19 protein-coding genes are annotated in these 20,744 nt (G+C 60.1%); 18 read left to right on the top strand and 1 reads right to left on the bottom strand.

Annotation, left to right across the window (positions count from 1 at the left end; genetic code table 11):
- Nucleotides 1–8 precede the first annotated feature (8 nt).
- From AC097A_RS01750 to AC097A_RS01675, 16 genes are all read left to right on the top strand, one after another.
- Nucleotides 9–854, top strand: coding sequence for a phosphatidate cytidylyltransferase (locus AC097A_RS01750; protein ID WP_479619518.1), 846 nt, complete (start codon nt 9–11; stop codon nt 852–854).
- The gene (gene ispC, locus AC097A_RS01745) at nt 851–2,050 is read left to right on the top strand and encodes a 1-deoxy-D-xylulose-5-phosphate reductoisomerase (RefSeq protein ID WP_479619517.1); all 1,200 of its coding nucleotides are present in this window, start codon (nt 851–853) and stop codon (nt 2,048–2,050) included. The genes AC097A_RS01750 and ispC overlap by 4 nt, the downstream gene beginning before the upstream one ends.
- An 18-nt stretch (nt 2,051–2,068) precedes the next feature.
- Complete coding sequence (rseP, locus tag AC097A_RS01740; RefSeq protein WP_479619516.1) at nt 2,069–3,445, top strand: RIP metalloprotease RseP; 1,377 nt, start codon at nt 2,069–2,071, stop codon at nt 3,443–3,445.
- A 47-nt stretch (nt 3,446–3,492) separates the two neighbouring features.
- Nucleotides 3,493–5,790, top strand: a complete 2,298-nt coding sequence (gene bamA, locus AC097A_RS01735; RefSeq protein WP_105259705.1) for an outer membrane protein assembly factor BamA — start codon at nt 3,493–3,495, stop codon at nt 5,788–5,790.
- A complete protein-coding gene (locus AC097A_RS01730; protein ID WP_479619515.1) occupies nt 5,790–6,299 on the top strand; it encodes an OmpH/Skp family outer membrane protein in 510 nt (169 codons plus the stop codon). Before bamA ends, AC097A_RS01730 begins: the two co-directional genes overlap by 1 nt.
- A 30-nt stretch (nt 6,300–6,329) precedes the next feature.
- A complete protein-coding gene (gene lpxD, locus AC097A_RS01725; protein WP_479619514.1) occupies nt 6,330–7,319 on the top strand; it encodes a UDP-3-O-(3-hydroxymyristoyl)glucosamine N-acyltransferase in 990 nt (329 codons plus the stop codon).
- Nucleotides 7,316–7,756: a 3-hydroxyacyl-ACP dehydratase FabZ gene (gene fabZ, locus AC097A_RS01720; protein WP_479619513.1), complete on the top strand. Its 441-nt coding sequence runs from the start codon at nt 7,316–7,318 to the stop codon at nt 7,754–7,756. The genes lpxD and fabZ overlap by 4 nt, the downstream gene beginning before the upstream one ends.
- A gap of 9 nt (nt 7,757–7,765) precedes the next feature.
- On the top strand, nt 7,766–8,560 hold the full coding sequence (gene lpxA / locus AC097A_RS01715; RefSeq protein ID WP_479619512.1) for an acyl-ACP--UDP-N-acetylglucosamine O-acyltransferase: 795 nt from the start codon (nt 7,766–7,768) through the stop codon (nt 8,558–8,560).
- Nucleotides 8,561–8,578: 18 nt separating this feature from the next.
- Nucleotides 8,579–9,754 (top strand): lipid-A-disaccharide synthase, encoded by a 1,176-nt coding sequence (gene lpxB, locus AC097A_RS01710; protein WP_479619511.1) that lies wholly within the window; start codon nt 8,579–8,581, stop codon nt 9,752–9,754.
- Nucleotides 9,726–10,361: a ribonuclease HII gene (rnhB, locus tag AC097A_RS01705; protein WP_105259701.1), complete on the top strand. Its 636-nt coding sequence runs from the start codon at nt 9,726–9,728 to the stop codon at nt 10,359–10,361. Before lpxB ends, rnhB begins: the two co-directional genes overlap by 29 nt.
- Complete coding sequence (locus tag AC097A_RS01700) at nt 10,358–11,134, top strand: TrmH family RNA methyltransferase (protein WP_479619510.1); 777 nt, start codon at nt 10,358–10,360, stop codon at nt 11,132–11,134. The genes rnhB and AC097A_RS01700 overlap by 4 nt, the downstream gene beginning before the upstream one ends.
- 146 nt (nt 11,135–11,280) lie before the next feature.
- Complete coding sequence (gene carA / locus AC097A_RS01695) at nt 11,281–12,450, top strand: glutamine-hydrolyzing carbamoyl-phosphate synthase small subunit (RefSeq protein WP_479619509.1); 1,170 nt, start codon at nt 11,281–11,283, stop codon at nt 12,448–12,450.
- Between the two features lie 5 nt (nt 12,451–12,455).
- Nucleotides 12,456–13,124 (top strand): leucine efflux protein LeuE, encoded by a 669-nt coding sequence (gene leuE, locus AC097A_RS01690; RefSeq protein WP_105259698.1) that lies wholly within the window; start codon nt 12,456–12,458, stop codon nt 13,122–13,124.
- 37 nt (nt 13,125–13,161) lie between these two features.
- Complete coding sequence (gene carB / locus AC097A_RS01685; protein WP_479619508.1) at nt 13,162–16,416, top strand: carbamoyl-phosphate synthase large subunit; 3,255 nt, start codon at nt 13,162–13,164, stop codon at nt 16,414–16,416.
- Between the two features lie 113 nt (nt 16,417–16,529).
- Entirely contained in the window at nt 16,530–17,006 is a 477-nt protein-coding gene (gene greA, locus AC097A_RS01680; RefSeq protein ID WP_105259696.1) for a transcription elongation factor GreA, read from the top strand.
- Nucleotides 17,006–17,446: a DUF4149 domain-containing protein gene (locus tag AC097A_RS01675; RefSeq protein ID WP_479619507.1), complete on the top strand. Its 441-nt coding sequence runs from the start codon at nt 17,006–17,008 to the stop codon at nt 17,444–17,446. Before greA ends, AC097A_RS01675 begins: the two co-directional genes overlap by 1 nt.
- 49 nt (nt 17,447–17,495) lie before the next feature.
- On the opposite strand, the gene AC097A_RS01670 is transcribed toward AC097A_RS01675, so the two are convergent.
- Entirely contained in the window at nt 17,496–17,969 is a 474-nt protein-coding gene (locus tag AC097A_RS01670) for a YhbY family RNA-binding protein (protein WP_105259694.1), read from the bottom strand.
- Between the two features lie 18 nt (nt 17,970–17,987).
- On the opposite strand from AC097A_RS01670, the gene AC097A_RS01665 reads away from it, so the two are divergent.
- Both AC097A_RS01665 and ftsH read left to right on the top strand, forming a co-directional pair.
- Nucleotides 17,988–18,674, top strand: a complete 687-nt coding sequence (locus AC097A_RS01665) for an RlmE family RNA methyltransferase (RefSeq protein WP_105259693.1) — start codon at nt 17,988–17,990, stop codon at nt 18,672–18,674.
- Nucleotides 18,675–18,807: 133 nt separating this feature from the next.
- Nucleotides 18,808–20,721 carry an ATP-dependent zinc metalloprotease FtsH gene (gene ftsH / locus AC097A_RS01660; protein ID WP_105259692.1) on the top strand — a complete coding sequence of 638 codons (1,914 nt, stop codon included), beginning with the start codon at nt 18,808–18,810 and terminating at the stop codon, nt 20,719–20,721.
- The last annotated feature ends 23 nt before the right edge of the window (nt 20,722–20,744 follow it).

Below are 20,744 nucleotides of genomic sequence, written 5' to 3'. Positions count from 1 at the left end.
GACTGCCCATGCTGCGGCAACGAGTCATCACCGCGGTGCTGCTTTTGGCAGTGCTGCTCCCCGCTGTTTTTTACCCTCAGCCAGTGGCGTTTGCTGCAGTGGCAACACTGCTGATTGCCGCGGGTGGCTGGGAGTGGGCGCGATTGAATCAGTTGGGCTCACAAGGGGCCTTGGCCACAGGCGCCGTCTGCGGTGCGGTGTGTGCGGCGTTCCTGTATTACACGCAGGGGCCTGTGCGTGCCGGGGCTTTATGGCTCACAGTCACTGCCGTCTGGATTTTGGGCGGGAGCTGGTTGTTGGCCCGTGGTGCCGCGGGTTGGGTCCTGGTGCATAAAGTGGTGCGCTGGTTGGTTGGGGTGGCCTGTCTGTGTGCTGCCTGGTTGGCTGTCACCCAGGCCCGGGTGATTGGTATCAACTTCCTTTTCTCGGTGATGGTTCTGGTGTGGGTGGCCGACATCGGTGCGTATTTTTCAGGTCGCCTGCTGGGTGGAAAACTGTTCACGCGCAAATTGGCGCCGTCCATCAGCCCAGGCAAAACCTGGGAAGGTGTTTTGGGTGGTTTGCTAGGTGTGGCACTGTGTGCGTTGTTCTGGATGCAGGTGGAGCAGCGGGTCGTGCTGGACAGCGTCAGCATTTACGGCAAGTTATGGCAGCATGGTGGGGTGGTCATGACCATTGCCATCATATGGTTGACAGCTTGGAGTGTGGTCGGGGACTTGGTTGAGTCCCTGATCAAGCGTAGCGCTGGCGTCAAAGACAGCAGCAACCTTCTGCCCGGCCATGGCGGCGTGTTGGACCGTCTGGATGCGCTGTTGCCTGTGCTCCCCATGGCCATGATGTTGCAGTCGCTATGAGTGCCTTGTTACGTCACGTGGTCGTGTTGGGCTCGACCGGTTCCATTGGCGTGAATACGCTAGATGTGATCGCGCGGCATCCTGCCCAGTTCAAGGTGTTCGCACTAACGGCCTCCACCAATGTAGAGGTGATGCTGGCGCAGTGTGTGAACCACCGTCCGCAGTTTGCCGTGATGGTGAGCGAGCAGCATGCGCTGGAATTACAAACCCGTTTGCAGGCAGTCGATGTACCTACCCGAGTGCTCAGTGGCGCTGCCGCACTTGAAACAGTGGCTGCACACCCAGAGGCCGACACGGTGATGGCGGCCATTGTGGGCGCGGCTGGCTTGCCATCCTGCATGGCAGCAGCCAGGGCGGGTAAGCGCCTACTCCTGGCCAACAAGGAGGCACTGGTCGTAGGCGGGCAGTTGTTTATGGACGCGGTGCAATCCGGTGGTGCCACCCTGTTGCCCATCGACAGTGAGCATTCGGCGATTTTTCAATCCTTGCCCGAGAGTCGCTCACTGTGGGCCTCCACTGTGGACAAAATCATCTTGACGGCGTCTGGTGGACCCTTCCGTACCCGAGCGCCCTCGACGTTGTGTGATGTCTCTCCGGAAGAGGCCTGCGCCCACCCCAATTGGGTGATGGGGCGGAAAATCTCGGTGGACTCTGCCACCATGATGAACAAGGCACTCGAAGTGATAGAGGCACGGTACCTGTTTGGTGTGCCACCGGAACGTATTGAAGTGGTGATTCACCCGCAGAGTGTTATTCACTCCATGGTGCAGTTTGTTGATCACTCGGTGGTGGCGCAGCTTGGCACACCCGATATGCGTGGCCCCATCGCTTATGGGTTGTCTTGGCCACAACGTGTGGTTTCTGGCTCCGCCGCCATCGATTTTTCCCAACTGGCTGGTTTGAGTTTTGAGGCCATTCATGCGCACGGGCACCAGGAGCGTTTTCCCGGTTTGCAACTGGCATGGGATGCGATGGCAGGACCCCAGGGAACTACGGCAGTACTCAACGCCGCCAACGAAATTGCTGTCGCAGCTTTTTTGAATCGCCAGATCCGTTTTGACCACATCCACCAAGTGAACTTGGAGACGATGGCTGCAACCCAGTTTGGACTCCCTGTTTCGATTGAGGATCTTCTGGAAATTGATGGCTCTGCCAGACGCATTGCTGAGCAAGTGGTGCGCAGACTGGCGCGCTGAACCCCAAGGATTGCCGCCATGCTGACCATTGCCGCCTTCATCTTTGCCATCGCGATTCTGATTGCGGTGCATGAGTGGGGGCACTACCGCATGGCCGTGGCCTCCGGCGTCAAAGTGTTGCGTTTCTCGATTGGTTTTGGTCCCAAGCTGTGGGGCAAGACCTCGGCGCGCACGGGAACGGAGTTTGTTCTGTGCGCCTTGCCGCTTGGCGGGTACGTCAAAATGCTGGATGGGCGGGAAGGCCCCGTGGATCCTGCCGAATCACACCGTGCTTTTAACACCCAGAGCCTGAGAACGCGGTCGGCCATCGTGGCAGCGGGTCCTATTGCGAACTTGGTTTTGGCAATCTTGCTTTACTGCGTTGTGTATTGGTCGGGGTCAACCCAACTGGACGCGGTGCTGTCTCGGCCTTTGGCGGGTTCCGTTGCGGCCCAAGCCGGATTTACGGGCGGCGAGCGTGTATTGGCTGCGGGGACCGATGCAGGTGCTCTGGAGCCCGTGCGTTCGTTTGAGGATTTTCGCTGGTGGTTGACGCAGGCGGCATTGGCAAAAAACAGCTTGATTGTCGAGCACCGTGAGCCTGGCCCGACGCAGACTGCGGTAGACACGGTGCTGCGTAAAACCCTGAAACTGGAGACGCTGGATACCCGTTTTGCTGATGCGAGTTTGTTCATGGCCATTGGATGGCAAGGTCCTTTGTCTGCGCCACAGATTGGTGAAGTGATGCCTGATGGTGCGGCGGCGGAGGCCGGCTTGCAAGCCGGCGATCTGGTCATCTCTGTGGATGGTGTGGTGATGGCCGATGCAGCGCAGCTGCGCGAGTTGATTCGTACTGCAGGTGAGCAAGAGCCAATGGCTGCCCAGCGTTGGCAGCTGGATCGCGGGGGGCGGCAGCTGTTGCTGCCCGTGACACCACGCCGAGAGTTGGTGCAAGGGGTGGCCATTGGACGTGTGAACGCCATGGTGGGGGCCAAACCCGCTACGGTGGTTGTACGCTACGGTGTGTGGGAAGGGTTCACGCGCTCTTTGGCACGTACCTGGGAGGTGTCGTTGTTGACACTGAAGATGATGGGCAAGATGGTGGTGGGCGAGGCGTCCCTCAAGAACCTGAGTGGCCCGCTGACGATTGCTGATTACGCAGGCAAGTCGGCTGCAGTTGGGTGGTCCCAGTACCTGGTGTTTTTGGCCTTGATCAGCATCAGCCTGGGGGTGCTCAATTTGCTGCCTATCCCCGTGCTCGATGGAGGACACCTGATGTATTATCTTTGGGAGTCGTTGACAGGGCGCCCGGTGTCAGACGCCTGGATGGGTTACCTGCAACGTGCTGGCTTGGGTGTGCTCTTGGCAATGATGTCGATTGCGGTATTCAACGATGTGGCACAACTGTTGAGTTGAGCGCGAGCCACCAGGCCGTGCAGTCCACACTATTAGAACTGGCAACTATGTATTTCAAACGATCTTCTTTGCGTGCTGTGGCATGTTCCTTGGCACTTGGTGTGCTTGCCCAGGCAGCCATGGCATTGGAGCCATTCTCGGTGCGTGACATCCGGGTGGAAGGATTGCAGCGGGTCGAAGCCGGAACCATTTTTGCATCACTGCCTGTGCGTGTGGGCGATACCTATACCGATGACAAGGCGGCAGCCTCCATTCGTGCCCTGTTTGGCTTGGGCTTGTTCAAGGATGTTCGGATTGAGGCCAACAATGGGGTGTTGGTGGTCATTGTGGAAGAGCGCCCTACGGTCGCAGATGTGGATTTCACAGGTACCCGGGAGTTTGACAAGGACGTGCTCAAAAAAGCACTGCGTGAGACTGGTTTGACAGAGGGGCGTCCTTTTGACAAGGCGCTCGTGGATCGTGCCGAGCAAGAACTGAAGCGTCAGTACATCAATAAGAGTATGTACGCGACCGAGGTGGTCACCACAGTCACACCGATTGAGCGCAACCGTGTCAACCTGAGCTTTGCGGTTGTTGAGGGTGATACCGCCAAGATCAATGACATAAAGATTGCGGGGGCAAAGGCCTTTTCCCAAAGCACTCTGCGGGACTTGTTTGACTCCGATACCGGCAATTGGCTGAGCTGGTACACCAAGTCCAACCGTTACTCCCGTACCAAACTCAATGCCGATATCGAGTCCTTGCGCTCGTACTACCTGTCGCGTGGTTACCTTGAGTTCAAAGTTGATTCGACCCAGGTTGCTATCTCGCCGAACAAACAAGACATTGACATCACCATCAACGTGACTGAGGGTGAACGTTTTGTTGTGTCCGGCATCAAGCTGGCCGGCAACTACTTGGCCAAAGATGAAGAGTTCCAGTCCCTAATTACCATCAAGGCTGGAGAGGCTTATAACGCCAGTGAGGTGACACAAACGACCAAGGCGTTCAACGATTACTTCGCTAACTTCGGCTATGCGTTTGCCAGAACTGAGGCACGCACTGACATTGACCGCAGCACCAACCGCGTGGCGCTTACTCTGGTGGCGGAGCCATCGCGCCGTGTGTATGTGCGCCGCATCAATGTGGCAGGTAACGACAGAACCCGTGACGAAGTGATTCGCCGGGAGTTCCGTCAGTTGGAGGCCGCGTGGTACGACGGTGAGAAGATCCGCCAGTCCCGCAACCGGGTGGACCGGTTGGGCTATTTCACCGAAGTTGGCATCGAAACCCAGGAGGTGTCTGGTGCGCCGGATCAGGTGGACTTGACGGTGAACGTTGCGGAGAAACCCACGGGCAGCATCAGCTTGGGTGCTGGCATTTCGAGTTCGGATGGTCTAGGTTTGTCTTTCGGCTTCAAGCAGGAAAACGCCTTTGGTTCTGGCAACTCCCTCGGAGTTGAAGTGAACACCAGCAAAACCAACCGTACGGTGGTGTTCAGTACGACCAATCCTTACTTCACCGAAGACGGCGTTTCACGCTCTATTGATGTGTACCAGCGCACGTCCCGTCCTTATGACGACGTTGACACCTATGCCATCGAAACTACCGGCGCCGCTGTGCGGTTTGGTATTCCGTTTACCGATTCGGACACCATCTACCTCGGTGTAGGCGCCGACCGCACCCGCATCATTCCAGGGACACTCCTGCCTACCGTGTACCAAGACTATGCCAACGAGTTTGGTTACAGCAGCACGGCGCTTCCTTTGACGCTGGGTTGGTCGCGGGATACGCGTGATAGCGCCTTGGTACCCAGCACCGGCAAGGTTTTACGCACCAGTGCGGAGTGGAGTGTGGGCGGTGATCTGCGTTATGCACGTGGTACTGCCCAGTACCAGCAGTTTTTTCCCATTTCCCGCAAGGTGACGGCTGCTTTCAACTCGGAAATTGCCATGGGCGCTGCAACTGGTAACACCACCTATCCGGTGTTCAAAAATTACTACGCAGGCGGTTTGGGGTCGGTGCGCGGGTTTGAGCAGGGTAGCTTGACCACCGCAGCGCAACGCGCTGGCTCTTTGACTGCAACTGGTGGCACCAAGCGGATTACCTTCAACGGTGAATTGTTGGCGCCTTTGCCAGGCGGCGGCAACGACCGCACCCTGCGCGTTTACGGTTTCGTCGATGCAGGCGGTATTTATGGCGCTGATGAGTCCATTCAGTTGGGCGATATGCGTTCCTCGTTTGGCGTCGGTATCAGCTGGATTTCTCCAGTCGGGCCTCTGCGCTTGGCCTTCGCCCGTCCTATCACCAAATTTGAAGGCGATAAAATCCAAAGTCTTCAATTCCAAATCGGAACAACTTTCTAATGAAACACGTTAAAGCAATGTGGGGTGTCGCACTGGTTCTGGCGTTGGCCTCCGTGGGTGCCTATGCCCAAGACTCCAAGATTGGCTACATCAACACCCAGCGCATCACCACCGAGTCTGGGCCTGCCAAAGCCGCCCAGGCCAAGCTGGAGTTGGAGTTCTCCAAGCGCCAGAAAGAGCTTGGCGACCAGCAAACGGCCCTGAAGACCATGAGCGACCGTTTTGAACGTGATGCGCCTACGCTGACCGAGACGCAACGTGTCACCCGCCAGAAAGAATTTGCTGAGCAAAGCCGCGACTTCCAACGCAAGCAGCGCGAGTTTCAGGAAGACCTGAACGGCCGCCGCAATGAAGAGTTGCAGCAGGTGCTGGACAAAGCCAACAAGGCCGTCAAGCAAGTGGCGGAGGCCGAGAAGTACGATCTGGTGATTCAGGAAGTGGTGTACAGCAATGCACGCCATGACATCACCGAGAAGGTTCTGAAGATTCTTAATTCTGGCGCCAAGTAAGCCTTGGATTGCCGCATGCGGGGGGAAGGCATGGACCTCGCTTCCATAGTGCGGGTGTTGGGTGGGGAGCTGCACGGTGATGCAGCATGCGTCATCACGAGGCTGGCTTCGTTAGAGGCAGCTACCCCCCAAGACCTGAGTTTTCTGAGCAACCCCAAATACCAACAACAGCTGGCGGCCTCCCGGGCCGCCTGTGTCATTGTGTCGCCAGCCCTGCGCGATGCTGCGCTGGCACGCGGTGCCTGCATCGTCACTGCCCAGCCGTATCTGTATTTCGCCAAGGTCACCCAGTTGTGGAAACAGCAGCGGGACTTGGCCGGGGGCGATGGGTCCGGCAAGGCGGTGTCATTGGTGCATCCCAGTGCGGTGGTCGATGCTACGGCGGTGGTGGATCCCACGGCCCGCATCGGTCCGCTGTGTGTGGTGGAGGCCGGAGCGCGTATTGGCGCCCACACCGTGCTCAAGTCCCGTGTGACCGTGGGCGAAGACTGCGTGGTGGGCGCACGTTGCATCCTGCACGTGGGCGTGGTCATCGGCGCGGATGGTTTTGGTTTTGCCCAGGATGGCGAGCGCTGGGAGAAGATTGAGCAGCTCGGTGCGGTGCAGATTGGTGACGACGTGGAAATTGGCGCCAACACCTGTATCGACCGCGGTGCCTTGCAAGACACGGTTATTGAAGACGGCGTGAAACTGGACAATCTGATCCAGATCGGCCACAACGTGCGGGTGGGGCGCAACACGGCCATGGCCGGTTGCGTGGGCGTGGCGGGGTCCGCCACCATCGGACCCAATTGCACCATTGGCGGTGGCGCCATTGTGCTGGGCCATTTGACGCTGGGTGCCAATGTGCATATTTCGGCTGCCACGGTAGTCAGTAAATCGATTTTGAAGCCCGGTCATTACACCGGCATGTTCCCGATTGACGAGAACGCCTCGTGGGAGCGCAATGCTGCAACGCTGAAGCAGTTGCACAGCCTGCGCGACCGTATCAAAACCTTGGAAAAAGAGTTACCTAAATGATGGACATCCACAAAATTCTCAAGCAACTGCCGCACCGTTACCCCTTCCTCCTGGTGGACCGCGTGCTGGAGCTGGACAAGGGCAAGACCATCAAGGCCTTGAAAAACGTCACCATCAACGAGCCTTTTTTTGAAGGCCACTTTCCGCACCGTCCCGTGATGCCGGGCGTGTTGATGCTGGAGGCGCTGGCCCAGGCCGCGGCCTTGCTGGCCTTTGATGCTTTGGACACCTCGCCCAATGACCAGATGGTGTATTACTTTGCGGGCATTGATGGCGCGCGTTTCAAGCGCCCGGTTGAGCCGGGTGACCAACTGATTTTGAACGTGGAGTTGCTGCGCATGAAAGCCGGTATTTTCAAGTTCAAGACCCGCGCGACCGTCGGTGATGAGCTGGCTTGTGAAGCCGAGCTGACCTGCGCCATGCGCGCGATTGCCTGAGAGGTGCGCGTGTCTGCTATTCACGCCACTGCCATCATCGACCCCAAGGCCGAGCTCGACAGCTCGGTGACCGTCGGGCCCTACACCGTCATCGGCCCGCATGTGCGCATTGGTGCCGGCACCACGGTAGGCCCGCACTGCGTGATCGAAGGCCACACCACCATTGGCCAAGACAACCGCATTTTCCAGTTCAACTCGCTGGGTGCGATTCCGCAGGACAAGAAGTACGCGGGCGAGCCCTGCGAGCTGATCATTGGTGACCGCAACACCATCCGCGAGTTTTGCACCTTCAACATCGGCTCGCCCGGCGATGTGGGCAAGACGGTGCTGGGCAATGACAACTGGATCATGGCTTATGTGCACCTTGCGCACGACTGCCTGATAGGCAATAACGTGATTTTTGCCAATAACTCGCAGTTGGCTGGCCACGTGCACGTGGGCGACTGGGTGATCCTGGGCGGCTTTACCGTGGTGCACCAGTTTGTGCGCCTCGGAGCCCACAGCATGACGGCCATGTGCTCGTTGTTGTTCGCTGACCTGCCGCCGTTTGTGATGTGCCAGGGCCAACCGGCTGCGGCCCGTTCCATGAACTTTGAAGGCCTGCGCCGCCGTGGCTTCTCGCCTGAGCGCATTTCGGGGGTCAAGGCCATGCACAAGGCCCTGTACCGCGACGACCTGACGCTGGAGCAGGCCAAGCAGCGCATTGCCGAACTTGAAGCCATGCAACCAGAAACGGCACCCGATGTGGCCATGATGAATGGCTTCCTCAGTGCCGTGTCCGCCCAGCGCGGCATCGTTCGCTAAGCACAGTTTCGTCCAGGTATGAGCCCGTCCCACGCCCCTGTTGGCGCCCCCACGGTGGCCATGGTGGCGGGGGAGGCATCGGGCGACCTGCTGGCCGGCTTGCTGCTCGGTGGTGTGCACCAGCGCTGGCCTACAGCAGTCGCACAGGGCATAGGCGGCCCGCAGATGGCCAAGCAGGGCTTTCTGGCCTGGTGGCCGCACCACAAGCTGGCCGTGCACGGCTTTAGCTGGGAGCTACTCAAGCGTTACCGCGAAATCGTGGGCATCCGCCGGCAGCTGGGTGACCGTTTGCTGGCGCACAAGCCCGACGTGTTCATCGGCGTGGACGCGCCCGACTTCAATCTGGACCTGGAAGCGCGGCTCAAAGGGCAGGGCGTCAAGACCGTGCATTTCGTCTGCCCGTCCATCTGGGCCTGGCGCCCCGAGCGGGTGGAAAAAATCCGCCGCAGCACCGACCATGTGTTGTGCATCTTCCCGTTCGAGCCCCAGTTGTTGGCAGCCCACGGCATTGCCGCCACCTATGTGGGCCACCCTCTGGCTAACGTCATCCCCATGGAGCCGGATAGGGCTGCGGCTCGCCGCGCCTTGGGCCTCACAGATGACGATGCGGTCGTCGCCATCCTGCCGGGCAGCCGTCAGTCCGAGATTCGCCATCTGGCCTTACGCTTCTTTCAGGCTGCAGCCCTCGTCCAATCTGCGCAGCCAGCTACAAAATTCATAGTACCGTGCGTGCCCGGCCTGCTACCCGAGATCGAAGCTTTGGCGCAGCAGAGCGGCATGCAAGGTCGCTTGCAGTTGCTCACTGGCCAGTCCCACACCGCACTGGCGGCTTGCGACGTCACGCTGATTGCCAGCGGCACCGCCACGCTGGAGGCCGCGCTGTTCAAGCGCCCCATGGTCATCGGGTACCACATGGCCTGGCTGTCCTGGCAGATCATGCGGCGCAAGCGTCTGCAGCCCTGGGTGGGCTTGCCCAATATTCTGTGCCAGCGTTTTGTGGTGCCCGAGCTGCTGCAGGACGCTGCCACGCCCGAGGCACTGGCGCGCGAAGTGTTGGCCTGGCTGGATGCGCGCACTTCTGATCCTGCGAAAATAGCAGCCTTGCATACCACCTTCACCGCGCTGCATGCCACCTTGCAGCGCGACACCGCCACCCTTGCCGCCGATGCCATCGAAAAAGTCCTCCAAGCCTGAGCCTGCCCAGCAGGTCGCCTTTGTCTGGGACTTGCCCGGGTTAATTGCCGGCGTGGACGAGGCCGGCCGCGGCCCGCTGGCCGGGCCCGTGGTGGCCGCTGCGGTGATTCTGGATGACCTCAATCCGATTGCCGGCCTCAACGATTCCAAGAAGCTCACTGCACTGCGGCGCGAAAAGCTGTTCGACGAAATCCGCGCCAAGGCGCTGTGCTGTTCGATTGCGCAGGCCAGCGTGGAGGAAATCGACGAAATCAATATCCTTCAGGCCACCATGCTGGCCATGCGCCGCGCCGTGGAGGGCCTGCGCCTTAAACCCGCCAAGGTGCTGGTGGATGGCAACCGCCTGCCGGTGCTGGATGTGCTGGCCGAGGCCATCGTGCGCGGCGACGCCACGGTACCTGCCATTTCCGCTGCATCCATTCTGGCCAAGGTGACGCGTGACCGCTGGTGTGCCACGCTGGATCAGCAGTACCCGCAGTATGGCTTTGCGGGCCACAAAGGCTATGGGACGGCCGAGCACCTGGCGGCCCTCAAGGCGCATGGCGCCTGCCCCGAGCACCGCAAAACTTTTGCTCCCGTCACCCAGGTGTTGCAGGCTTTCCCATGAGCGAACCTGTTTTTGTCACTTCGCGCGAGAACACGCTGCTCAAGGAGCTGCGCAAGCTCAGCACCGACAACACGGCCTACCGCAAGGCGGGGCGCTTCTGGGTGGAGGGCGACCACCTGTGTAGCGCTGTTTTGCACCGCGGCTTGAAGCCCTCTGTACTGGTAGTTTCAGAGTCATTTTGGCCTCTAGCCCCCGTGGAGTATGCGCAAGCAGCTATAAAAATCATAGTAATTCCGGACGCCTTGTTCCGCGAGTTGAGTGGTCTGGAGTCGCCCGCTAAGGTGGGCTTTGTGCTGGACCTGCCGCTCAACACCGTGTTGCAGCCGGGCGCGGCTACGGTCATCCTGGACCGTGTGCAGGACGCGGGCAATGTCGGTTCCATCCTGCGTAGCGCCGGGGCATTCGGTTTTCGCCAGGTGTTGGCGCTCAAGGGCACGGCGGCGCTCTGGAGTCCCAAGGTGCTCCGCGCCGGCATGGGCGCGCACTTTGGTCTGCACTTGGTGGAGGGGCTGGCGCTGTCCGATCTGGATGCCTTGGCCGTTCCTCTGGTGGTCACCAGCTCCCATCAGGGCGATCTGGTGCAAAAACTGGACTTGCCCCACCCCTGCGCCTGGGCCATGGGCCACGAAGGGCAGGGCGTCTCGGCTGAATTGATGGCCCGCGCCAGTGTGTTTGCGCGTATCGGTCAGCCCGGGGGCGAGGAGTCGCTTAACGTGGCAGCAGCAGCAGCCATTTGCCTGCATGCAAGCAGTTTGAAGCTTGCCTGCAACTGAATTTCGCTGAGGCCTCGGCTATAATTGGAGGCTATCCAGAAAACAGCCGTCCCAAGCGCACCTCTGAACTTCCCCTCACAGCAGCACCCGCCAAGAGCCATTCTTGAGCGCGTTTGGGCGTACCCGTAACCCATCCGGAGAAACCAGTGCTTTTGTCTCTCAAGGGAACTACCCCACCCGCCATCTTGGCGCTCGCAGACGGCACGGTCTACATTGGCAATTCCATTGGAGCCGCCCGCTCCACCGTCGGTGAAGTCGTGTTCAACACCTCCATGACCGGCTACCAGGAGATCCTCACCGATCCCAGTTATTGCCAGCAGATCGTCACCCTGACCTACCCCCACATCGGCAACTACGGTGTCAACCCCGAAGACGTGGAGTCCCACAAAGTCTTCGCAGCCGGCTTGATCATCAAAGACCTGCCGCTGGTGGCCAGCAACTTCCGCAAAACCCAGACGCTGACCGAGTACCTGGTCGCCGAGGGCACCGTGGCGATTGCCAACATCGATACCCGCCAACTGACGCGCCAGCTGCGTACCCAGGGCGCGCAAAACGGCTGCATCTTGGCGTTGGCTGCCGGCGAGTCGGTGACCAAAGAAGCCATTGAAAAGGCTGTGGCCGCTGCCAAGGGCGCACCCAGCATGGCCGGCCTGGATCTGGCCAAGGTCGTTTCCAGCACCGAGAGTTATGGCTGGACCGAATCCGAATGGACACTGGGCGAAGGCTACGGCCAACAAACCGCCCCCAAGTTCCATGTGGTCGCGTACGACTTCGGCGTGAAGAAAAACATCCTGCGCATGCTGGCTGAGCGCGGTTGTAAAGTCACTGTGGTGCCTGCGCAAACATCCGCTGCCGAGGTGCTCAAGCTCAACCCGAACGGTATCTTCCTGTCCAACGGCCCTGGCGATCCCGAGCCGTGCGACTACGCCATTGCCGCGGCCAAAGAACTGATCGAAACCGGTACGCCCACCTTCGGCATCTGCCTGGGCCACCAGATCATGGCCTTGGCCAGCGGTGCCAAGACCTTCAAAATGAAGTTTGGCCACCACGGTGCCAACCACCCGGTGAAAGACCTGGACAGCGGCCGCGTGTCGATCACCAGCCAGAACCACGGTTTTGCGGTGGACGAGAAGACCCTGCCCACCAACCTGCGCCCCACGCACATCAGCCTGTTTGACAACACGCTGCAAGGGCTGGAGCGCACCGACAAGCCCGCGTTCTGCTTCCAGGGCCACCCCGAGGCATCGCCCGGCCCGCACGACATCGGTTACCTGTTCGACCGCTTCATCACCGAGATGGAAAAGAAGGCAGGATAAGCAGCATGAGCTTCTACGGTGTCACCGACCTTTGGACCTACGTGATAGGCGCTTTGGGCATCATCTTGCTGCCCGGCCCCAACTCGCTGTTTGTTCTGTCGGTGGCCACCGTGCGCGGCGTCAAGGCAGGCTACCAGGGTGCCATGGGTGTGTTTGTGGGTGACACGATTTTGCTGTTGCTCACCGCGCTGGGCGCTGCCAGCCTGCTGCGCACCTACCCGGCCCTGTTCATGGTCGTGAAGTACGCAGGCGCGGCCTACCTGACCTGGGTGGGTGTGAACCTGTTCATTGCTGCTGTGAAGAAATGGCGCAGCCACAGCAAGGTGGATCTGTCGGCAGACGCCGCGGTGGCAGAAGCTACTGCCAACCTGCAGCAGCCCTTCAAGCGCGCCCTGGTCATCAGCCTGCTGAACCCGAAGGCGATTCTGTTCTTGCTGTCCTTCTTCGTGCAGTTCATCGACCCCAGCTACGACACGCCGGCCGTGCCCTTCCTGATCCTGAGCGCCATCATCATGGTGTTCAGCGCGCTGTATTTGTCTGCCCTGATTTTTGCCGGCGCCCGCCTGGCCCAGGGCTTTGGTCGCCGCAAGCGCCTGAGCGCCAGCCTGTCCAGTGCCGTGGGCGGCCTGTTTGTGTGGTTCGGCGCCAAGCTGGCCACCGCGAGCCTGAATTAATTAAAACGTAAAGAGCCTAAAAGCTACGAGTCTCACCATGCCAAAACGTACCGACATCAAAAGCATTCTCATCATCGGCGCCGGCCCCATCATCATTGGCCAGGCCTGTGAGTTCGACTACTCCGGCGTGCAAGCGTGCAAGGCATTGCGTGAAGAGGGCTACAAGGTCATTTTGATCAACAGCAACCCCGCCACGATCATGACCGACCCGGCCACGGCCGACGTCACTTACATCGAGCCCATCACCTGGCAGACGGTCGAGAAGATCATCGCCAAGGAAAAACCCGACGCCATCCTGCCGACCATGGGCGGCCAGACCGCGCTGAACTGCGCGCTGGACCTGTGGCACCACGGTGTGTTGGACAAGTACAAGGTCGAGCTGATTGGTGCCACACCTGAGGCCATCGACAAGGCCGAAGACCGTCTGAAGTTCAAAGACGCCATGACCAAGATCGGTCTGGGTTCCGCACGCTCGGGTATTGCCCACAGCATGGAAGAAGCCTGGACTGTGCAAAAGACGCTGGGCTTTCCCACCGTCATTCGCCCTAGCTTCACGCTGGGTGGCACGGGCGGCGGCATTGCCTACAACTCCGAAGAGTTCGAGACCATTTGCAAGCGCGGCCTGGAAGCCTCGCCTACCAACGAGCTGCTGATTGAAGAGTCGCTGCTCGGCTGGAAAGAGTACGAGATGGAAGTGGTGCGCGACAAGGCGGACAACTGCATCATCGTCTGCTCCATCGAAAACCTGGACCCCATGGGCGTGCACACGGGTGACTCCATCACCGTGGCCCCTGCGCAAACGCTGACCGACAAGGAATACCAGATCCTGCGCAATGCGTCGCTGGCTGTGTTGCGCGAAATCGGCGTGGACACCGGCGGCTCGAACGTGCAGTTCTCCATTAACCCGGTCGACGGCCGCATGGTCGTGATCGAGATGAACCCGCGCGTGTCGCGTTCCTCTGCATTGGCGTCCAAGGCTACCGGCTTCCCGATCGCCAAGGTGGCAGCCAAGCTGGCTGTTGGCTTCACCCTGGACGAGCTGCGCAACGACATCACCGGCGGTGCTACCCCTGCATCGTTCGAGCCTTCCATCGACTACGTGGTCACCAAGATCCCACGATTTGCATTCGAGAAATTCCCTACTGCCGACAGCCGCCTGACCACGCAGATGAAGAGCGTGGGTGAAGTGATGGCCATGGGCCGCACCTTCCAGGAATCCTTCCAGAAGGCCCTGCGCGGCCTGGAAGTGGGCGTGGACGGCATGAACGAGAAGACCCAGGACCGCGAAGTGCTGGAAAAAGAGCTGGGCGAACCCGGCCCAGAGCGCATCTGGTATGTGGGCGATGCGTTTGCCCAGGGCATGAGCGTGGACGAAGTGTTCGCGCTGACCAAGATCGACCCTTGGTTCCTGGTGCAGATCGAGCAGATCGTGAAGCTGGAGCTCGAAATCGAGCGCCTGCCCCAGCCTGCCGTGGGCAGCGCCCTGGACAACATCGATGCGCCCACCCTGCGTGCCCTGAAGCAAAAAGGCTTCTCGGACCGCCGTTTGGCGCGCCAGTTCAAGACGACTGACAAGGCTGTGCGCGAAAAGCGCCGCGCCCTGGGCGTGCGCCCTGTCTACAAGCGCGTGGACACCTGCGCGGCCGAGTTCTCCACCAACACGGCCTACATGTATTCGACCTACGAGGCCGAAGGCTCCGAGTGCGAAGCAGCGCCGACGGACAAGAAGAAGATCATGGTGCTGGGCGGTGGCCCCAACCGCATTGGCCAGGGTATCGAGTTTGACTACTGCTGCGTGCACGCAGCGCTAGCGATGCGCGAGGACGGGTACGAGACCATCATGGTCAACTGCAACCCAGAAACGGTGTCCACCGACTACGACACGTCCGACCGCCTGTACTTCGAACCGCTGACGCTGGAAGACGTGCTGGAAATCGTGGACAAGGAAAAACCCGTTGGCGTGATCGTGCAATACGGTGGCCAAACGCCTTTGAAACTCGCACTCGATCTGGAAGCCAACGGCGTGCCCATTATCGGCACCACACCCGACATGATTGACGCGGCCGAAGACCGTGAGCGCTTCCAGAAGCTGCTGCACGAACTGAAGCTGCGCCAGCCGCCCAACGCCACGGCCCGCACCGAGCCTGAAGCGCTGGAAAAAGCTGCCGCCCTGGGCTACCCCCTGGTAGTGCGTCCCAGCTACGTGCTGGGCGGCCGTGCGATGGAAATCGTGCACGAGCAGCGTGATCTGGAGCGTTACATGCGCGAAGCCGTCAAGGTGAGCAACGACTCACCTGTGCTGCTGGACCGTTTCCTGAACGACGCCATCGAGTGCGATGTGGACTGCATCCGCGATGGTTCGGGCGACACCTTCATCGGTGGTGTGATGGAACACATCGAGCAAGCGGGCGTGCACAGTGGTGACTCTGCCTGCTCGCTGCCTCCCTACAGCCTGGGTGCTGACACTGTGGCCGAAATCAAGCGCCAGACCAAGGCCATGGCCGGTGCCCTGAACGTGGTGGGCCTGATGAACGTGCAGTTCGCCATCCAGAACGTGGACGGCAAGGACGTGATCTACGTGTTGGAGGTGAACCCTCGCGCCAGCCGTACCGTGCCTTTCGTTTCCAAAGCCACGGGCATCCAACTGGCCAAGGTGGCCGCACGTTGTATGGCCGGCCAGACGCTGGCCAGCCAGGGCATCGGCAAGGAAGTGACACCGCCGTACTTCAGCGTGAAGGAAGCCGTGTTCCCGTTTGTGAAGTTCCCCGGTGTGGACACCATCCTCGGCCCCGAGATGAAGTCCACCGGCGAAGTGATGGGCGTGGGCAAGACCTTTGGCGAAGCTTTTGTGAAGTCGCAGCTGGGCGCAGGCGCCAAGTTGCCACGCGGCGGCAAGGCCTTTATCTCGGTCAAACAAACCGACAAGCCGCGCGCTGTGGAAGTGGCGCGCAGCCTGGCGGCCATGGGCTTTGAGATCGTGGCCACCAAGGGCACGGCAGCCGCTATCAACGCAGCCGGCGTGGCCTGTGGTGTGGTGAACAAGGTGGCCGAAGGCCGCCCGCACATCGTGGACATGATCAAGAACGAAGAAATCTCCATGGTAGTCAACACCGTGGAAGAGCGCCGCAACGCGATCGCCGATTCCCGCCAGATCCGCACCTCGGCTTTGCTGGCCCGTGTCACCACGTACACGACCATCGCCGGTGCCGAAGCCGCGGTGCAAGGCATGAAGTACCTGGACAACCTGGGTGTCATCTCTGTGCAGGAAATGCACGCTGAACTTCAGGCTTGAATGATGGGCGGATAAGTTGGCATAATCTTGCCAACCGCATAGGACAGTGCCGCGCGCAAGCGCCGCACTGTCCTTGTACTTTGAGGCCACCAAAATACCTAGTTAGAGACTCCATGGCAACCTATCCCATCACCAAACGCGGCGCTGACATGCTCAAGGCCGAGTTGCACAAACTCAAAACCGTCGAGCGCCCCTCCGTCATCCAGGCCATTGCCGAGGCGCGTGCCCAGGGCGACCTGAGCGAAAACGCCGACTACGACGCAGCCAAGGAACGCCAGGGCTTTATCGAAGGCCGCATCCAGGAAGTGGAGGGCAAGTTGTCCGCCGCCCAGGTGATTGATCCCTCCAGCATCCAGGCCGACGGCCGTGTGGTGTTTGGCGCCACCGTGGAGCTGGAAGACGAAGACTCTGGCCAGCGCGTGAAGTACCAGATCGTGGGCGAAGACGAGGCCGACCTCAAGCAAGGCCTGATCAACATCGGCAGTCCGATTGCCCGCGCCCTGATCGGCAAGGTGGAAGGCGACACAGCCGTGGTGCAGGCGCCCGGTGGGGACCGTGCCTACGAGGTTGTGGCGGTTCAGTACATCTGATGCGCCAACTGCCCGTTTGGCTGGCTGCGGCTTGGGCCATGAGCCTGGGTGTGCTGGGTTTGATGGTGGTGCCGATGTTGTTTGTGTACCTGCCAACACCGGCCCTGGCGGGGCAGATGGCCGCCAAACTGTTTGCCGCGCAGACCTGGGTGTCGGTCGTGTGTGGCGCCTTGTTGCTCATGGTTTTTAGATCAAATCGTGCACTAACCCCCGTGGATACTGCGCGAGCAGCTACTCTTTTTGTAGTGGCTGGTGTCTTGCTGGCGCTCCTGGTGGAGCTGGCGGTGGCGCCTCGCATCGTGGCACGCGACAACCTGGCGCTCTGGCACCGGGTGGGCACGGCCATGTATGTGGGGCAGTGGGTGTGTGCATTGGTCGTGTTTGGCAAACTGGCGGCGGCTGCGATTCACGCGCCACACACACCTTCCGAATCGGCATAAAAAAACCGGAGCACCAGGCTCCGGTTGTCATGTTCAACAGACCCGAATTTCAGGTCTGGCTGCGTTTCTTCAGACTGGTTTTGGGCTTCGGTTTGGCACGTTTGACGTTGCCACCGGGCGTGAGGCGCTGGTTGCCCAGCACGCGCAGGGTTTTCACCTCGGGGCGCTGGCCGGGGCGGCCAAACTTCAAGACCTTGAAATCACGTGGGCCCGGCTTGCGGTCCTCGGAGACGACTTTTTCCTTCTCGGGCTGGGGGCGCCACAGCACCAACAGCTTGCCGATGTGCTGGATGGGCGCGGCATTGAGCTCGTCCGCCAGGGTTTTGAACATCTCTTCGCGGGCGGCGCGATCGTCCGAAAACACGCGGACCTTGATCAGGCCGTGGGCGTTGAGGGCCGCATCGATTTCTTTTTTGACGTTGGCCGTCAGGCCATCGCCACCCACCATGACCACGGGGTCCAGGTGGTGGGCTTCAGCGCGATGATCCTTGCGCTGGGCGGGAGTTAGTTGTATTTGGGGCATGTGGGTATTATCGACGCAATGAATACGCAGAGCAAAAGTAGCAAGCCGGATAACAGGGCCGGCAACAAAAAGGTCAACAAGGCTTGGTTACACGACCATATCAACGACCCCTATGTGAAGTTGGCCAACAAGGAGGGGTACCGCGCGCGCGCAGCCTACAAACTCAAGGAAATCGACGAAACCTTGCACCTGGTGAAGGCGGGCCAATTGGTGGTGGACCTGGGTTGCACACCCGGTGCGTGGAGCCAGTACCTGCGCCGCCGCATGTCGCCCAACGGGGCTGCCGTGGGGGAGATGAATGGCACCATCATCGGGTTGGACCTGCTGCCCATGGAGCCCATCGAGGGTGTGACCTTCATCCAGGGGGATTTCCGCGAGGCCGACACCCTGGCGCTGCTGGAGACCGCTTTGGGTGGCAAACAGGCCGATCTGGTGGTATCGGACATGGCGCCCAACCTGTCGGGTATATCGTCCGCAGACGCGGCGCGTATTGAATACCTGGTGGAACTGGCGATTGAATTTGCCCAAAACCACATGAAGCCCCAGGGGGCGTTGGTGGCCAAGGTGTTCCACGGTGGCAGTTACAACGATGTGGTGCAGCGTTTCAAGGCGGCCTTTGTCACGGTCAAACCGTTTAAACCCAAGGCCTCGCGGGACCGTTCGTCAGAAACTTTTTTGGTGGGCATGGGCCTGAAAAAGGCCTGACAGGCTGTCACCCTATTCCCATGCTGTTTCTGAGGCCGTAAACCTTGAAATATCGGCTTTCATCGCTTGAAACGCCTAAAATGGGTCCCAAGTACGCAAGGTTCGTTTACTTGCGCCAGTATTGGAGCTTCGCTTGAATAATCAGTGGTTTTCTAAAATTGCAGTGTGGTTGGTGGTGGCCTTGGTGCTGTTCACCGTGTTCAAGCAATTTGACACGCGCGCTGCAGCGTCGGGCACAGTTGGTTATTCCGACTTCCTGGAACAGGTGCGTAACAACCAGATCAAGAGCGTGCTCATCCAAGAGGGGCAGGGCGGTACCGAAATTTTGGCCGTCACCTCGGATGACCGCAAGGTGCGTACCACCGCCACCTACCTGGACCGCGGTCTGGTCGGCGACCTGATCGCCAACAACGTCAAGTTCGACGTCAAACCCCGCGAAGAAGGTTCCCTGCTCATGACCCTGCTGGTCAGCTGGGGCCCCATGCTGTTGCTGATCGGCGTGTGGGTGTATTTCATGCGCCAGATGCAGGGCGGCGGCAAGGGCGGAGCCTTCAGTTTCGGCAAGAGCAAGGCTCGCCTGCTGGACGAAAACACCAACACCGTGACCTTTGCCGATGTGGCCGGTTGCGACGAAGCCAAGGAAGAAGTGAAGGAGGTCGTGGACTTCCTCAAAGACCCCAGCAAGTTCCAGAAACTCGGCGGTCGTATTCCACGTGGTTTGTTGCTGGTTGGCCCTCCCGGTACCGGCAAGACCTTGCTGGCCAAGTCCATTGCCGGCGAAGCCAAGGTGCCGTTCTTCAGCATCTCGGGTTCTGACTTTGTGGAAATGTTTGTCGGCGTGGGCGCATCCCGTGTGCGCGACATGTTCGAGAACGCCAAGAAGAATGCCCCTTGCATCATCTTTATCGACGAAATTGACGCTGTGGGCCGCCAGCGTGGCGCAGGCCTGGGCGGTGGCAATGACGAGCGTGAGCAAACCCTGAACCAGATGCTGGTCGAGATGGACGGTTTTGAGACCAATGTCGGCGTGATCGTGGTGGCTGCCACCAACCGCCCTGACATTCTGGACGCCGCTTTGCTGCGCCCCGGCCGTTTTGACCGCCAGGTCTATGTGACGCTGCCCGACATCCGCGGCCGCGAACAGATTTTGAACGTGCACATGCGCAAAGTGCCCTTGGGCCAGGACGTGAGTGCCATGACCATTGCCCGCGGTACACCCGGCATGAGCGGTGCCGACCTCGCCAACCTGTGCAACGAAGCCGCCCTGATGGCCGCGCGCCGCAACGCGCGCCTGGTGGAAATGCAGGACTTCGAGAAGGCCAAGGACAAAATCCTCATGGGCCCCGAGCGCAAGAGCATGGTCATGCCCGAAGAGGAGCGCAAGAACACGGCCTACCATGAGTCCGGCCACGCGCTGATTGGTAAGCTGTTGCCCAAGTGCGACCCGGTGCACAAGGTCACCATCATTCCCCGTGGCCGTGCCCTGGGTGTGACCATGAGCCTGCCCGCGCAAGACCGCTACAGCTACGACAGCGAATTCATGCTGAACCAGATCAGCATGTTGTTCGGTGGCCGTATTGCCGAAGAAGTGTTCATGAACCAGATGACCACCGGCGCCAGCAACGACTTTGAACGTGCCACCTCCATCGCCCGCGATATGGTGACCCGCTACGGCATGACGGACGCGCTGGGCCCCATGGTCTACGCCGAGAACGAAGGTGAAGTGTTTTTGGGCCGCAGCGTGACCAAGACCACCAGCATGAGCGAACAGACCATGCAGAAGGTGGACTCGGAAGTGCGCCGCATCATCGACCAGCAGTACGCCCTGGCGCGCAAACTGATCGAAGACAACCAGGACAAGATGCACGCCATGGCCAAGGCCCTGCTGGAATGGGAAACCATTGACAGCGAGCAGCTGGACGACATCATGGCGGGCCGTGAACCCCGTCCGCCCAAGGACTGGACACCGCGCACCCCGAACAACGGGGGTGGTGGCAGCGGCGGAGCCCCAGCCGTGGCGGCAGACCCAGCACCCACAGCCGCCTGACCCCAGGCTGCGCTGAACCCACA

It is taken from the genome of Rhodoferax sp. XS2R6, assembly GCF_056521365.1.
The sequence above is the reverse complement of the archived record's forward strand: the minus strand, read 5'-3'. Positions and strand labels throughout refer to the sequence as shown.